Here is a 13840-nt window from a genome sequence, read left to right as displayed (position 1 = left end):
GCGCTGCCCCTCACCCTTACCCTCTCCCCGTAAACGGGGCGAGGGAGGCGTCGGCGTTGCGGCCGTCCTCCTTCTCCCCGTTCTACGGGGAGAAGGTCCCGGTAGGGGGATGAGGGGCAGCACCGGCATTGGCATGTTCAGTTTACAGCGGCTGCGTCGTGTAGTCGGCCTCCGGCTCGTACATGCCGTCCTCGATCGAGGTGCGGTGCACGACCTTGAGCTTGCCGCCCTCGACCCTGGAGATGTTCTGGTGGCCGAAGACCTGGTGGATCTTGCCGTTGAAGATCTTGTCGCCCTGCGGGTGCTCCGGCCCTTCCTTGAACTCCTTCAGCGCCTCGGTCGCCTCGACAAGCTTGGCGCGGTCCTCCGGGCCCTTGTAGCCTGAATCCTCCATCGCCTTCTTGATGACGTAGAGCGTTTCCCAGCAGCCGAACATGTGAGCCGCGGTCGATATGTCCTTGGCGTCGCTGGTCGATGCGCCGTTGTCGTCGATGCCGACTGCCGTCCGGTACGCCTTCTGCGCCTCGCTGTCGTTTTCCTGGGCATAGCGCGGCGAGCCTTCCCAGAAATGGCTGCCGTCGAGGAATTCGAGGCCCGGACTGTTGATGTCGACGGCCTCGAGCGAGTCGATGAAACCGAACAGCTGCGGCTTGTTCGAGCCGTAGAACTCGCCGAGCTCCTTGACGAAGGTCAGCACGCCGGGGCCAACCATGACGTGGTAGAGCACCTCGGTGCCGGAGGGGATCTGCGGCAGGTACTTGGTGAACGAGCTTTCGGTCGGCGGGATCGGGATCTGGGCGACGACGTCGCCGCCCTGCGCCTTGATCGCCGGGGTGAAGTAGTCGCGGTGATCGTAGCCGAAGGCATAGTCGGGATAGATCATCGTCACCTTCTTGCCGAGGTTGGCCGCGATCCAGGGCGCGACCGAGGTGACCTGCGAACGGACGTCGGTGATGCCCGGCTGCAGGACCCAGCGGTTCAGCTTGCCAGAGGCGACGTGGTAGCCCTCGCTGACCACGTAATAGGGGATCTTGAGCTCGCCGGCGGTCGGCGCCGAGCCGACCACGACATGGGAAAACAGCGTGCCGTAGACGACGTCGGTCTTGTGCTGGCTGGCGAACTTGCCGACGACTTCGGCGCCGCGCTTGGGGTCGGTGCCGTCGTCCTCGACGACGATCTCGACCGGGCGTCCGTTGATGCCGCCGGCGTCGTTGATCAGCTTGACCGCCGCATTGGTGGTCTTCTCGTACCAGCGGCCATAAGCGGCGCCGATGCCGGTGCGGTGGGCCTGGAAACCGATCCTGATCGGCGCGGAGGACTGTGCCTGCGCATAGCGCACGAAGCCGGGGGCGGCCATCAGGCCGGCGCCGGCGGCGATGCCCTTGAGCGCGCCGCGGCGCGAGATGCCTTTCTTGCCGAGGTCGAAGAAGCGATTGCTGTCAGTCATGCCCTGTCCCCTTGTCGCGCGTTTTGACCAACGATCGTGCGGGTTTGACGCCCTGCCAGGCCTTGGCGGCAGGGCTGAAAATCGCATGTGTACAAACTAGATCACCAATCCGGAGGAGTGGCAATAGAGCCCGCCGCGCGGTGGCAACCGAAGCCCCGGCAGCGCCGCCAGCACCCGGAAGTTCGCCGCCACGGCCAATGCTGCGCCGGCTGTCGAGTGGCCGGCAGTTCTGCTGCGGCGTTGCAGGACAGGCGCCTGCGCTGGAGCTGCCGATCTCCCCGCCTCCCGCCGCCTACACCTTCACAAGCTGCTCCACCCGGTCCTTCTCGCCGAAGATGCGCAGGTAGCGGGCGATCTCCTTTTTGTCGCCGGTCGCCTTGGCCGGGTTGTCGGAGAGCTTCACCGCCGGGCGGCCATTGGCCTCGGTGACCTTGCAGACCAGCGAAATCGCGTTGAGCCGGTCGGTTTCCCTGGGCGCGCAGCCTTCGAAGTCGTTGGTGAGGTTGGTGCCCCAGCCGAAGGACATGCGCACCTTGCCTTCGAAATGGCGGTAGGTCTCGATGATGGTGTCGACGTCGAGACCGTCAGAAAAGATCAAAAGCTTGGACCTCGGGTCCTGGCCCTTCTTGCGCCACCATTCGACGATCCGCTCGCCGCCCTCGATCGGCGGGGCGCTGTCGGGGCGGAAGCCGGTCCAGTCGGCGACCCAGTCGGGCGCGTCGCGCAGGAAGGCCGCCGTGCCGAAGGCATCAGGCAGCACGATCAGCAGGTTGCCGCCATAGTAGCGCTGCCAGTCGCGCAGCACCTTGTAGGGCGACTGCTTGAGTTCGTCTTCGCTGTTGGCCAGCGCGGCATAGACCATCGGCAGTTCGTGCGCGTTGGTGCCGAGCGCCTCGAGGTCGGTATCCATGGCGAGCAGCACGTTGGAGGTGCCGGTGAACGCCTTGCCGATGCCCTCCTTCAGCGCCTCGACGCACCAGCGCTGCCACAGGAAGGAGTGGCGGCGGCGCGTGCCGAAATCCGAGATCTTGATGCCCGGAAGCTTCTTCAGCCGCTCGGTCTTGTCCCACATCTTGGCCTTGGCGCGGGCATACAGCACGTCGAGCGCGAAGGGGCCGAAGGCCTTCATCGCCGAGCGCGAGCGCAATTCGTTGATGATGGCGAGCGCCGGGATCTCCCACATGGAGGTATACATCCACGGCCCGGCGAAGGTGAGCTCGTACTGGCCGTCGCGCTTCTCCAGGTGGTATTCGGGCAGCTGGAAATCCTCCAGCCAGGCCAGGAATTCCGGCTCGAAGATCTGCTTGCGGCCGTAGAAATTGTTGCCGCCCAGCCAGATCATCTCCTTCTTGGAGAAGCGCAGCGTGCGCGCATGGTCGAGCTGGTCGCGCAGCTCGCCCTCGTCGATCTCCTCGGCGAGCTTGACCGAGGTCGCCCGGTTGATCAGCGAGAAGGTGGCGTCGACCTTGGGGTGCATGCCCCAGATCATCTGCAGCATCAAAAGCTTGTAGAAGTCCGTGTCGAGCAGGCTGCGCACGATCGGATCGAGCTTCCAGGTGTGGTTGTACACCCTTCTCGCGATGTCGGTCCTTGCCATGCTGCCCTTGCCCTCCTCGGCGCGACCTCCCTCTAGGCGGGGTTGCCGCAACCTCGTCGCTAGCATTGGGATATAGCGCAGTGGCGATCAAGCGTCTGGCGACAAAAAAGCGGCGCCTGGCCCATGCCGGCGCGAGATGGCCCCGAAAGCGTCGGGGCCATCGGTGCGACGACGGAAACAGCCTAGGCCATGACCTTGCCGTCGGCGTCGAACCTGTAGGTCCGCGCCGCATCCGGCGTGGCGTAGAGCGTGGCGCCCGGGCCGGTCCGGTATTCGCCGAACAGGCGGATGGTGACCAGGCCGGCCTTTTCAGTTTCGAGGAAGACGTTGGTGTCGGCGCCGAGATGCTCGGCATGCACCACCGTGCCCTTCCAGGCGCCGGAAGTGTCGCTGACGGCGATGTGCTCGGGGCGGACGCCGACGGTCTTGACCGTCTCGCCGAGGCGGGCGCCGTCGATGAAGTTCATCTTGGGCGAGCCGATGAAGCCGGCGACGAACAGGTTGGCCGGCTTGTTGTAGAGCTCCATCGGCGCGCCGACCTGCTCGACGCGGCCGGCATTGAGCACGACGATGCGGTCGGCCAGCGTCATCGCCTCGACCTGGTCATGGGTGACGTAAATCATGGTCGACTTCAGGCGATTGTGCAGCTGGGCGATCTCGAGGCGGGTGTTGACGCGCAGCGCCGCGTCGAGGTTCGACAGCGGCTCGTCGAACAGGAACAGCTTGGGCTCACGCACGAGTGCACGGCCGATGGCGACGCGCTGGCGCTGGCCGCCCGACAGCTCGGCCGGACGGCGCTTGAGATAGGGTTCGAGCGACAGCATGGCCGAGGAGGCGGAGATGCGCTTGTCGATCTCGGCCGCCGGCGCGCCGGCCTGCTTGAGGCCGAGGCCCATGTTGTCGCGCACCGTCAGGTGCGGATAGAGCGCATAGGTCTGGAACACCATGGCAATGCCGCGCTTGGCCGGCGGGGTGGCGTTGACCCGCTGGCCGTCGATCAGGAGATCGCCGGAGGTCGCGTCCTCGAGGCCGGCGATGATGCGCAGCAGCGTCGACTTCCCGCAGCCGGACGGGCCGACGAAGACGACGAACTCACCGTCCTTGACGTCGAGGTCGATGCCCTTGAGCACGTCGACCGGACCGAAGGACTTCTTCACATTCTCGATCTTGAGAGATCCCACAGGCAGTTCCTTCCTGTTAGAGCTTGACGGGGCGGCCGGTGCGGACGCTTTCGTCCGCGGCCAGGCACACGCGCAGCGATTTGACGGCGTCCGCCATGTGGCGGGTGAGGTCGATGTCCTCGCGGATGGCTTTCAGCACGAAGGCCTGCTCGCGGTCGCACAGCCCCTGGTGGCCGGGCTCGTCCTTCATCGACAGATCCTGGTCGGCGTGGAGGAAATTGCCGTCCGCCCCGAGATCGGCGCGGTGCACCCGGATCATGTTGGTCTTGGTGTGGGAATCGACGTCGTCGGACCTGGTGGCAGCCTCGTTGACGACGATCGACACGCAGCCCCCGGGCGAGATCACGTCCTTCACGAAGAAGGCCGTCTCCGACATCATCGGGCCCCAGCCGGCTTCGTACCAGCCGATGGACCCGTCGGCGAAAAGCACCTGCAGGTGGCCGTAGTTGTACATGTCGGGCGCGATGTCGTCGGTCATGCGCAGGCCCATGCCGCGCACCTCGACCGGCTCGGCGTCGGTGATCTGGCACATGACGTCGAGATAGTGCACGCCGCAGTCGACGATCGGCGACGTCGTCTTCATCAGCTGCTTGTGGGTGTCCCACTTGTGGGCGGATGACTGCTGGTTGAGGTTCATGCGGAAGACATACGGACCGCCTAGCCCGCGCGCCTCGCCGATCAGCCGTATCCACGAGGGGTGGTGGCGCAGGATGTAGCCGATCACCAGCTTGCGGCCGTTGGCCTTGGCGCAGGCGACGACGCGTTCGGCATCCGCCACCGTGGTCGCCAGCGGCTTCTCCAGGAAGACGTGGCAACCCGCCTCCATGGCCATCACCGCATAGTCGGCATGGCTGTCGGAATAGGTGTTGATCGAGGCGACGTCGGGCTTCAGCTCGCGGATCGCACCCTCGAAGGAGCGCTGGATGCCGTAGCCTTCCATGCCGGCCGGCAGCGGCACGTCGGAGCGGTTGACGAGCGCCGCGATCTCGAAGCCCGGGTTGTTGTGGTAGGCGAGCGCGTGGCTGCGGCCCATGTTGCCGAGGCCGGCGACGACGACGCGAAGGGGCTTTTCAGTGGTCACTTGACTGCTCCGGAAGTGATGCCGCGGATGAGCTGCCGCGAGAAGAAGAGATAGAGGACCAGCACCGGCAGGATGGCGAGCGAAAGCGCTGCCAGCACCGCGTTCCAGTTGGTGACGAACTGGCCGATGAACACCTGGGCGCCGAGCGTGATGGTCTTGGTCTGCTCGGACGGGGCGAGGATCAGCGGGAACCACAGGTCGTTCCAGATCGGGATCATGGTGAAGACCGCGACCGTCGCCATCGCCGGGCGCACCAGCGGCAGGACGAGGCGGAAGAAGATGCGGTATTCCGAAAGCCCGTCGATGCGGCCGGCGTTCTTGAGGTCGTCCGACACCTGCTTCATGAATTCGGACAGGATGAAGACCGCGAGCGGCAGGCCTTGCGCCGTATAGACCAGGATCAGCGCCGTCAGCGTGTTGACCAGGCCCGAAGCCACCATCAGCTGCAGGATCGCGACCGTGCCGAGGCGGATCGGGATCATGATGCCGAGGGCCAGATAGAGGCCCATGACGGTATTGCCCTTGAAGCGGTATTCCGACAAGGCGAAGGCGGCCATGGCGCCGAACAGGAGCACGAAGAACAGCGAGGCGACGGTGACCGTCAGGCTGTTCTGGAAATACTGGACGAAATCGCCCTGGGCCATCACCGTCTTGTAGCCGATGAGGTCGAAGGTCTCCGCCGTCGGCAGCGTGAGCGGCGAGCGGAAGATCGCGTTGCGCGACTTGAACGAGTTGACGACGATGACGATCACCGGGAACAGCGCGATGACCGTGTAGGCCAGCAGGATCGCATGTGCGCCGACGGCGCGCGGCAGGGAAGAGGCAGCCTTGCTCATGACACCCTCAGAACTGGTAGCGGCGAAGCCGCGTCTGGATGAGGAAGAGGTAGAGGCACACGCCGGCGAGGATGATGAAGAACATCATCGAGGCGATGGTGGCGCCCATGTTGGGATCGCCGATCTGCAGCTGGAAGCCGAAGAAGGTGCGGTAGAGGAACGTGCCGAGGATGTCGGTGGCGTAGTTCGGGCCGGCCAGCGCCCCTTGCGCCGAATAGATCAGGTCGAAGGCGTTGAAGTTGCCGACGAAGGTGAGGATCGAGATGATGCCGATGGAAGGCAGGATCAGCGGCAGCTTGATCTTCCAGAACTGCGACATGCCGGTGATGCCGTCGCATTCCGCGGCCTCGATCACCTCGTCGGGGATCGACAGCATGGCGGCATAGATCAGCATCATCGGGATGCCGACGAACTGCCACACCGAGATCAGGCTGAGCGCGGTGAGCGCATATTCCTCCTTGCCGAGCCACGGCACGAACAGGCTCTTGAGGCCGGCGAGGTCGAGCAGGTTGGGCGCAACCCCCCAGAGCGGGCTCAGGATCAGCTTCCAGGCGAAGCCGACGATGACGAAGGACAGGATGGTGGGGATGAAGATCGCCGTGCGGTAGAAGGCGGAGAAGCGCAGCTTCGGGCTCGACAGAAGGGCGGCGAGCACGACGCCGACCGGATTCTGCACCAGCATGTGGATGATGAAGAACCAGGTGTTGTTGCCGAGCGCGTTCCAGAACGAGGCCGACCAGCGCGGGTCGCCGAACAGCGTGCGGAAATTGTCGAGACCGACGAAAACCGGGCTGTTGGCGACGTTGCGGAACAGCGAAAGCTGCAGCGTGCCGAATAGCGGCAGGATCATCACGGCGGTGTAGACCAGTACGGCGGGCGCCAGGAATACGGCGATATGCCACCGCGTCGGCCGTCTGTCTTGGCTATGCACCAGGCTTTGCTCCGACATGTCGAGTTCCTTGGTCCGGCCCCGAGGGGCCGTTGAAATGGCTGGCGAGGATGTACCCCCGGGCGGCGCTTCCCGCCATCATGGCCGCCGGAAGCAGTAGCGCATCTTCAGGTGCGCCAATTCAAGCCCCTTGACGAACCCGCGAGGTCCGAATTCGTGAGGGGATGGAGCGCGCCGCGAACGGCGCGCTCCTGCGAGCATCAAGCCCGCCGCATCACTTGGCCGGCTTGTACCAGCTGTCGAGGCCCTTCTGCAGTTCGCCTGCAGCGGCTTCCGGGGTTTCGGTGCCGTTGATGACGTTGGCCGACTTGACCCAGGTCTCGTTCTCGAGGTTCGGGGTGCCGCGCGACAGGATCTGGTAGGTCGAGCGGATGGTCGGCTTGCACTTCTCGCGCCACGAGACGAATTCCTGGGCGAGCGGGTCTTCCATCTTCACCGGCGCCGAGTTCAGGCTGAAGAAGCCCGGCAGCGCGTTGGCGTAGATGGTGGCGAATTCGGGCGACGCCACCCAGCTCAGGAAGGTCTTGGCGGCCTCGGCGTTCTTGCTCTTGGAGTTGAGGCCGATGCCGATGTCGTTGTGGTCGGAGATGTAGCAGGTGTCGCCCGCCTTCTTCACCGGCGGCGGGAAGGCGCCCATCTTGAACTGCGCCTGGGCGTTGAAGGTCGAGATCTCCCACGAGCCGGCCGGATAGATGGCGGCGCGGCCGAGGGTGAACAGGTTCTGGCTGTCCGGATAGGTCTGCGCCTCGAAACCGTCGCCGAGATAGGGCTTCCACTTGGCCAGCGTCGCCAGCGGCTCGACCCACTGCGGGTCGGTCAGCTTCTGCTCGCCCTTGATCAGCGCCAGGCGGCCTTCCTCGCCCTTCCAGTAGTTCGGGCCGATGTTCTGGTAGCCCATGGTGGCGGCTTCCCAGAGGTCCTTGGTGCCCATCGCCATCGGGATGTAGGTGCCGTCGGCCTTGATCTTGTCGAGGGCGGCGAAGAACTCGTCCTCGGTGGCCGGCACGGCGATGCCGAGCTTCTCGAAGGCGTCCTTGTTGTAGATGAAGCCGTGGATGACGGACGCCATCGGCACGCAGAAGGTGGCCTTGCCGTCGTCGGTCTGCCAGGCCGACTTGGCGACGTCGGTGAAGTTCTCCATGCCCTTCAGCGAGGAGAGGTCGGCCAGCTGGCCCTTGTTGTAGAGTTCGAGCGAGGCGTCGAACGGACGGCAGGTGATGAGGTCGCCGGCCGAACCCGCTTCGAGCTTGGCGTTGAGGGCGGCATTGTATTCGGTCGGCGCCGACGGCGAGAAGGTGACCTTGATGCCCGGATTGGCTTTCTCGAACGCCGGGATCAGCTTCTCCTGCCAGATCGCGAGGTCGTCGTTGCGCCAGCTTTCGATCGTAAGCGTGGCTTCCTGGGCGAGAGCGCCCCCGGCGGAGCCGAGGATGCTGGACGCCATCAGAAGTCCAGTAAGCAACCTGTATTTCATTTTCGTTCTCCCTGTTGACCTTCCAAGGCCTCTACTGACGAGAGCCTTTGCTCCCCTCGAGCTTCGACAGTGCGGACCTGAGTTTCTGGTCCGCCCCATCCAGAAGTTGGTTTGCCGCCTCCAGGCTCGCTGCCCCCGCAGCCAGCAGGATCGCAATCTTGACCGAGCCGCCGCTCCTGGCGAGCAGCGCCTGCGCCTCGGCCGTGTCGCAGCCTGCGATGGCCGAAACCATGCGGGCGGCGCGTTCATGCAGCTTGATGTTGTCTGCAAGCAAATTGACCATGTAGCCGTCATGGACATGGCCGAGACGGATCGCGGCCATGGTCGACATCATGTTGAGCGCGATCTTCTGCGCCGTGCCGGCACCCATGCGGGTCGAGCCGGCGACGACCTCCGGCGGCGTCGCGAGCAGCACCGAGGTTCCGGCGATGCCGAACATCGGCGCGCCGGCGTTGTTGGCGATGGCGATGGTCGCCGCGCCACGGCGCCTGGCCTCTTCGAGCGCGGCCATGGCGAAGGGCGTCGAGCCGCTGGCGGAGATCGCGATCAGGCAGTCATCCGCGCCGAGCCCGGTCGCGGCGACGTCGCGCACGGCCTGGGCGGCATCGTCCTCGGGCGCGCCGGCGAGATTGACGAGCGCGTCCGCGCCGCCCGCGAGCAGGATGAAGACGCGATCGCGCGGTATGCCGTAGGTGCCGGGCAGTTCGAGCGCGTCGGCCAGCGCCATCAGGCCGGAGCTGCCGGCCGCGGCATAGACGAGACGTCCGCCCGCCGCGAGGCTGGCGGCGATCTTGTCGGCGGCTTCGGCGATTTCGGGGATTGCGGCGCGCACGACGGCGGCGGCTTCGAGCTGGGCGTCGGCGAGCAGCGCCAGAACGGCCTCGGGTGCCCGGGCATCGATCCCAGAGGCATGTTTGTGCACCGCTTCCGTACGCCGTGGCGCCATTCCATCTCTCCCTTGATCTCGACAATACCAAAAAAATACCACTTGTCCAGACGCGTTAACAAATTCCTTTGCTGCAACGCAAGGCAGGCTGAAAACTTGATAAAATTCAACAGAATGGCGATGCGATGCCAGTTACGGGAATTTAAGGCTTGGCTATTGGTATTTTATTGGTATTATCGATGGCGAGGAGACAAAGCCGTGGATCTTGTGCTCGGGATAGATGGTGGCGGAACCGGCTGCCGGGCGGCTGTGGCCACCCCAGCCGGCGCCGTTCTGGGTCGCGGCAAAGGCGGTCCGGCGAACATCCGCACGGACCTCGAAGGCTCGCGCGACAACGTCGTCGAGGCCGCCCGCCTGGCCTTCGCCGACGCCGGCGTCGACCCGGCGCTGTTCAGCTCGACAGACGCCGTGCTCGGCCTCGCCGGCGCCAATGTCGGCGACTACAAGCAGCGGCTGGAAGCGATCCTGCCCTTCCGCAAGAGCGACGTCGAAAACGATTCCCTGATCTCGCTCGAAGGCGCGCTCGGCGACCATGACGGCGCCATCGCCGCACTCGGCACCGGCACCGTCTATCTGGCGCGCCGGCGCGGCAGTTTGCGCCCGGTCGGCGGCTGGGGCTTCCAGATCGGCGATCTCGGCAGCGGCGCCCGCATCGGCCGCGACCTCTTGCAGGAAACCCTGCTTGCCCATGACGGCATCCGCCGCGGCTCCGCCCTGAGCGACGCCATTCTGAAGCGCTTCAACGGCAATCCCGGCGAGATGGTCGAATTCACCACCGCGGCCAAGCCGGTCGACTACGGCGCCTTCGCACCCATGGTCTTTACGGCGGCAGCCGAGGGCGACGCGGTCGCCGGGCGCCTGGTGGACCGCGTGGTGGCGGAGGTCGAGGAAACGCTTGCCGTCTTCGACCTGGCGGCACCCGAGCGCCTCTGCCTCCTGGGCGGGCTCGCCAGCCTCTACGCGCCGCTGCTCTCGGAACGCTACCGGGCGATCATGCATCCGCCGCTCGGCGATGCCATCGCCGGCGCCGTGCAGATGGCGGTCAGGAAATTCGGCAAGCCGGGAGGCGGCCATGGATGATGCAGCGGAACGCATCTTCGAGACGCTGCGCGAGGTCGGCCAGAGCGGCGCGCCGCTCTACCTGCAGCTCAAGCGCAACATCGAGGAGGCCATCCGGCGCGGCCTGATCGGCCCCGGCGACGCGCTGCCGGCGGAACGCGAGATCGCCGCCCGCGCCGACATTTCGCGCGTCACCGTGCGCAAGGCTGTGCAGGACCTGGTCAAGAGCGGCGTCCTGGTGCAGCGGCACGGCTCCGGCACCTTCGTCGCCCCGCGCATGGAGCGCGTCGAGCAGTCGCTGTCGCGGCTCACCTCGTTCAGCGAAGACATGGCGCGGCGCGGCATGACGGCGCGCTCGCAGTGGCTCGACCGCGGCATCTACACCGCTTCGCCCGACGAGATGATGGTGCTCGGCCTGTCGGCCAGCGAACTGGTGTCGCGGCTCAGCCGCCTGCGCATCGCCGACGAGACGCCGCTGGCCATCGAGCGGGCGACGATTTCGGCTTCGGTGCTGCCCGACCCTCGCGAAGTCACGTCGTCGCTCTATATGGCACTGGGCAAGACCGGCCACCGCCCGGTGCGGGCCGTGCAGCGCATCTCCGCCGTCAATCTCGGCGAGGCGGACGCCAGGCTGCTCGACGTGCCGGCGGGCTCGGCCTGCCTGCAGATCGAGCGCATATCCTATCTCGCCACCGGCAAGGTGATCGAGTTCACCAAGTCGGTCTATCGCGGCGACGCCTACGACTTCGTCGCCGAACTGAGGCTGCCCGGGGCGGAAGGGCCAGAAGGAGAAAGTACTTGAACGCGACTACCCATATGCGGCGCGAGATCGCCGAAATCCCCGAGGCCACCGCGCGCCTGCTCGAAGGGTCGGCCAAGGAACTGGCCGAAACCGGCCTGCACCTGAAGCGCGCCCAGCCCCGCTTCGTCACCACCGTCGCCCGCGGCTCGTCCGACCACGCCGCCTCCTTCCTCAAATATGCCATCGAGCTGACCGCCGGCCTGCCGGTCGCCTCCATCGGCCCGTCGATCTCGTCGATCTACGGCGCCAAGCTGAAGCTCGCCGATTCCGCCTGCCTCGCCATCTCGCAGTCGGGCAAGAGCCCCGACATCGTCGCCATGGCCGAGGGCGCCCGCGCCGGCGGGGCGCTGACGGTCGCGCTCACCAACACCGCCGGCTCGCCGCTGGCGGTCGCCTCGGAGCACGCCATCGACATCCGCGCCGGCGTAGAGAAGAGCGTCGCGGCCACCAAGACCTTCGTCAATTCGGCGGTCGCCGGCCTCGCCGTGCTCGGCCACTGGACCGGCGACGACAAGCTGCTCGCGGCGCTGAAGGCCCTGCCCGAGCATTTCGCCAAGGCGGTCGACTGCGACTGGATGAGCATCGCGGAAGCCCTGACCGACGGCAATTCGCTGTTCATCCTCGGCCGCGGCCCGTCCTTCGCCATCGCCAACGAGGCGGCGCTGAAGTTCAAGGAAACCTGCGCCATGCACGCCGAGTCCTACAGCGCGGCGGAAGTGATGCACGGGCCGCTGGCGCTGGTGCGCCCCGGCTTCCCGGTGCTGGCGCTGGCCGCGCGCGACGCGTCCGAACCCTCGATCGCCGAAGCCGCCGACGGCCTTGCCGACCGCGGTGCCGCGATCCACATCACTTCGTCGCTGGCCAGGAAGGCACGCGTGCTGGAGCATGTCGCCACCGGCCACCCGCTCACCGATCCGCTGATGCTGATCGCCTCGTTCTACGGCTTCGTCGAGGCCTTCGCCCGCCATCGCGGCCTCAACCCCGACAGCCCGCCCAACCTGCGCAAAGTGACCGAAACGATATGAGCGAACGTCTTGCCATTGCTGCCGGGCGCATCTTCGACGGTGACGCCTGGCACGAGGATGCCGCGCTTCTGGTCGCAGACGGGCTGGTCGAGGGCATCGTTTCGCGCCGCAACATTCCGTCGGGCGTGAAGGCGGCGGAGGCGGGCGCCATGCTCGTCCCCGGCTTCATCGACCTGCAGGTCAATGGCGGCGGCGGGCTGATGCTCAACGACAAGCCCGACGTCGACACGCTGGAGGTCATCTGCAAGGCGCAGATGCCCTTCGGCACCACGGCGGTGCTGCCGACGCTGATCACCGACACCCGCGAGATCACCCGTGCAACCATCGCGGCCGGCACTGAGGCGGCGAAGCGCAAGATGCCCGGCTTCCTCGGCCTGCATCTCGAAGGCCCGCATTTGTCGCTCGCCCGCAAGGGCGCGCACGATCCCAATCTGATCCGGCCGATGGACGACGACGACCAGTCGGCGCTGATCGCCGCGCGTCCGTCCATGGCGGTGCTGCTGACGACGGTCGCCCCTGAATCGGTCAAGGCCGAGCAGGTCAAGGCGCTGGCCGAGGCCGGCATCGTCGTCAGCCTCGGCCACACCGACACCAGCTATGGCACCGCAAGGGCCTACGCCGAGGCGGGCGCCACCATGGCGACGCACCTGTTCAACGCCATGAGCCAGATCGGCAACCGCGAGCCGGGGCTTGCCGGTGCCGCCATCGAGACCCCGACCTTCTCGGCCGGCCTCATCGCCGACGGCGTCCATGTCGACCCGGCGACGATGCAGATCGCGCTCAGGGCCAAGAACGGCCCGGCGCGCATCTTCCTCGTCACCGACGCCATGGCCACCATCGGCACCGACCTGAAATCGTTCCAGCTCAACGGGCGCACCATCAGGCGCGAGAACGGCCGGCTGACGCTGGAGGACGGCACGCTCGCCGGCGCCGACCTCGACATGATCTCCGCCATCCGCTTCATGCACGAGACAATCGGCTACGACCTCGGCGAGGCGATCCGCATGGCCTCGCTCTATCCGGCGGAATCGGTGAGGCAGGACCACCGCCTCGGCCGGCTGGCCAAGGGTTTTGCCGCGAACGCCGTGCAGTTGACCGACGGGCTCGACGTGTCGGGCACCTGGATCGACGGCAAGAAGGTGTTTGGGGCTTAGGTCAGCGAGCGGGCACGCGGCTTCACCCCCACCCCTACCCCTCCCCACAAGGGGGAGGGCACGATTCCGCCAGCGTTGTGGCCAAGGCCATCAAGTTTTGGAGAGGTCGTGCCGCAAGGTTCCCCTCCCCCTTGTGGAGAGGGGTTGGGGTGGGGGTACTTTAGCAAGTAACTCTCCTGCACTCTGCCGGTGCCGGCACACAAGTCCGCAAAGGTTGTGTGCGTCAAGTTCTGCAAATTGGGGCGGCCTTGAAGCTGGTCATGCGGCTTGTCGCAGAGCGAGCTTCTTG

12 protein-coding genes are annotated in these 13840 nt (G+C 66.1%); 4 read left to right on the top strand and 8 right to left on the bottom strand.

The genetic code is table 11. The annotated features are described in order from the left end of the window. Positions 1-142: 142 nt before the first annotated feature. From PV773_RS24320 to PV773_RS24285, 8 genes are all read right to left on the bottom strand, one after another. Positions 143-1447: an ABC transporter substrate-binding protein gene (locus tag PV773_RS24320; protein ID WP_347968845.1), complete on the bottom strand. Its 1305-nt coding sequence runs from the start codon at positions 1445-1447 to the stop codon at positions 143-145. Between the two features lie 292 nt (positions 1448-1739). Continuing rightward, complete coding sequence (gene pncB, locus PV773_RS24315; RefSeq protein WP_347968844.1) at positions 1740-3044, bottom strand: nicotinate phosphoribosyltransferase; 1305 nt, start codon at positions 3042-3044, stop codon at positions 1740-1742. 182 nt (positions 3045-3226) lie between these two features. Further along, on the bottom strand, positions 3227-4225 hold the full coding sequence (locus PV773_RS24310; RefSeq protein WP_347968843.1) for an ATP-binding cassette domain-containing protein: 999 nt from the start codon (positions 4223-4225) through the stop codon (positions 3227-3229). A 16-nt stretch (positions 4226-4241) separates the two neighbouring features. After that, positions 4242-5306, bottom strand: coding sequence for a Gfo/Idh/MocA family oxidoreductase (locus tag PV773_RS24305; RefSeq protein ID WP_347968842.1), 1065 nt, complete (start codon positions 5304-5306; stop codon positions 4242-4244). Next, positions 5303-6142, bottom strand: a complete 840-nt coding sequence (locus PV773_RS24300; protein WP_347968841.1) for a carbohydrate ABC transporter permease — start codon at positions 6140-6142, stop codon at positions 5303-5305. The genes PV773_RS24305 and PV773_RS24300 overlap by 4 nt, the downstream gene beginning before the upstream one ends. 7 nt (positions 6143-6149) lie before the next feature. Further along, positions 6150-7091, bottom strand: a complete 942-nt coding sequence (locus PV773_RS24295; protein WP_347968840.1) for a sugar ABC transporter permease — start codon at positions 7089-7091, stop codon at positions 6150-6152. A 214-nt stretch (positions 7092-7305) separates the two neighbouring features. Further along, complete coding sequence (locus PV773_RS24290) at positions 7306-8565, bottom strand: ABC transporter substrate-binding protein (RefSeq protein WP_347968839.1); 1260 nt, start codon at positions 8563-8565, stop codon at positions 7306-7308. Positions 8566-8596: 31 nt separating this feature from the next. After that, positions 8597-9511, bottom strand: coding sequence for an N-acetylmuramic acid 6-phosphate etherase (locus PV773_RS24285; protein WP_347968838.1), 915 nt, complete (start codon positions 9509-9511; stop codon positions 8597-8599). Positions 9512-9709: 198 nt separating this feature from the next. On the opposite strand from PV773_RS24285, the gene PV773_RS24280 reads away from it, so the two are divergent. The 4 genes from PV773_RS24280 to nagA are packed head-to-tail and all read left to right on the top strand — an operon-like array spanning position 9710 to position 13551. Continuing rightward, on the top strand, positions 9710-10591 hold the full coding sequence (locus PV773_RS24280; RefSeq protein ID WP_347968837.1) for an N-acetylglucosamine kinase: 882 nt from the start codon (positions 9710-9712) through the stop codon (positions 10589-10591). Next, the gene (locus PV773_RS24275; protein WP_347968836.1) at positions 10584-11372 is read left to right on the top strand and encodes a GntR family transcriptional regulator; all 789 of its coding nucleotides are present in this window, start codon (positions 10584-10586) and stop codon (positions 11370-11372) included. Before PV773_RS24280 ends, PV773_RS24275 begins: the two co-directional genes overlap by 8 nt. Before the next feature lie 14 nt (positions 11373-11386). After that, positions 11387-12397 carry an SIS domain-containing protein gene (locus PV773_RS24270; RefSeq protein ID WP_347968858.1) on the top strand — a complete coding sequence of 337 codons (1011 nt, stop codon included), beginning with the start codon at positions 11387-11389 and terminating at the stop codon, positions 12395-12397. Continuing rightward, complete coding sequence (gene nagA / locus PV773_RS24265; protein WP_347968835.1) at positions 12394-13551, top strand: N-acetylglucosamine-6-phosphate deacetylase; 1158 nt, start codon at positions 12394-12396, stop codon at positions 13549-13551. The genes PV773_RS24270 and nagA overlap by 4 nt, the downstream gene beginning before the upstream one ends. The last annotated feature ends 289 nt before the right edge of the window (positions 13552-13840 follow it).

Source organism: Mesorhizobium sp. CC13 (genome assembly GCF_039907765.1).
GTDB lineage: Bacteria > Pseudomonadota > Alphaproteobacteria > Rhizobiales > Rhizobiaceae > Aminobacter.
This window is presented reverse-complemented; position numbering and strand designations above follow the sequence as displayed.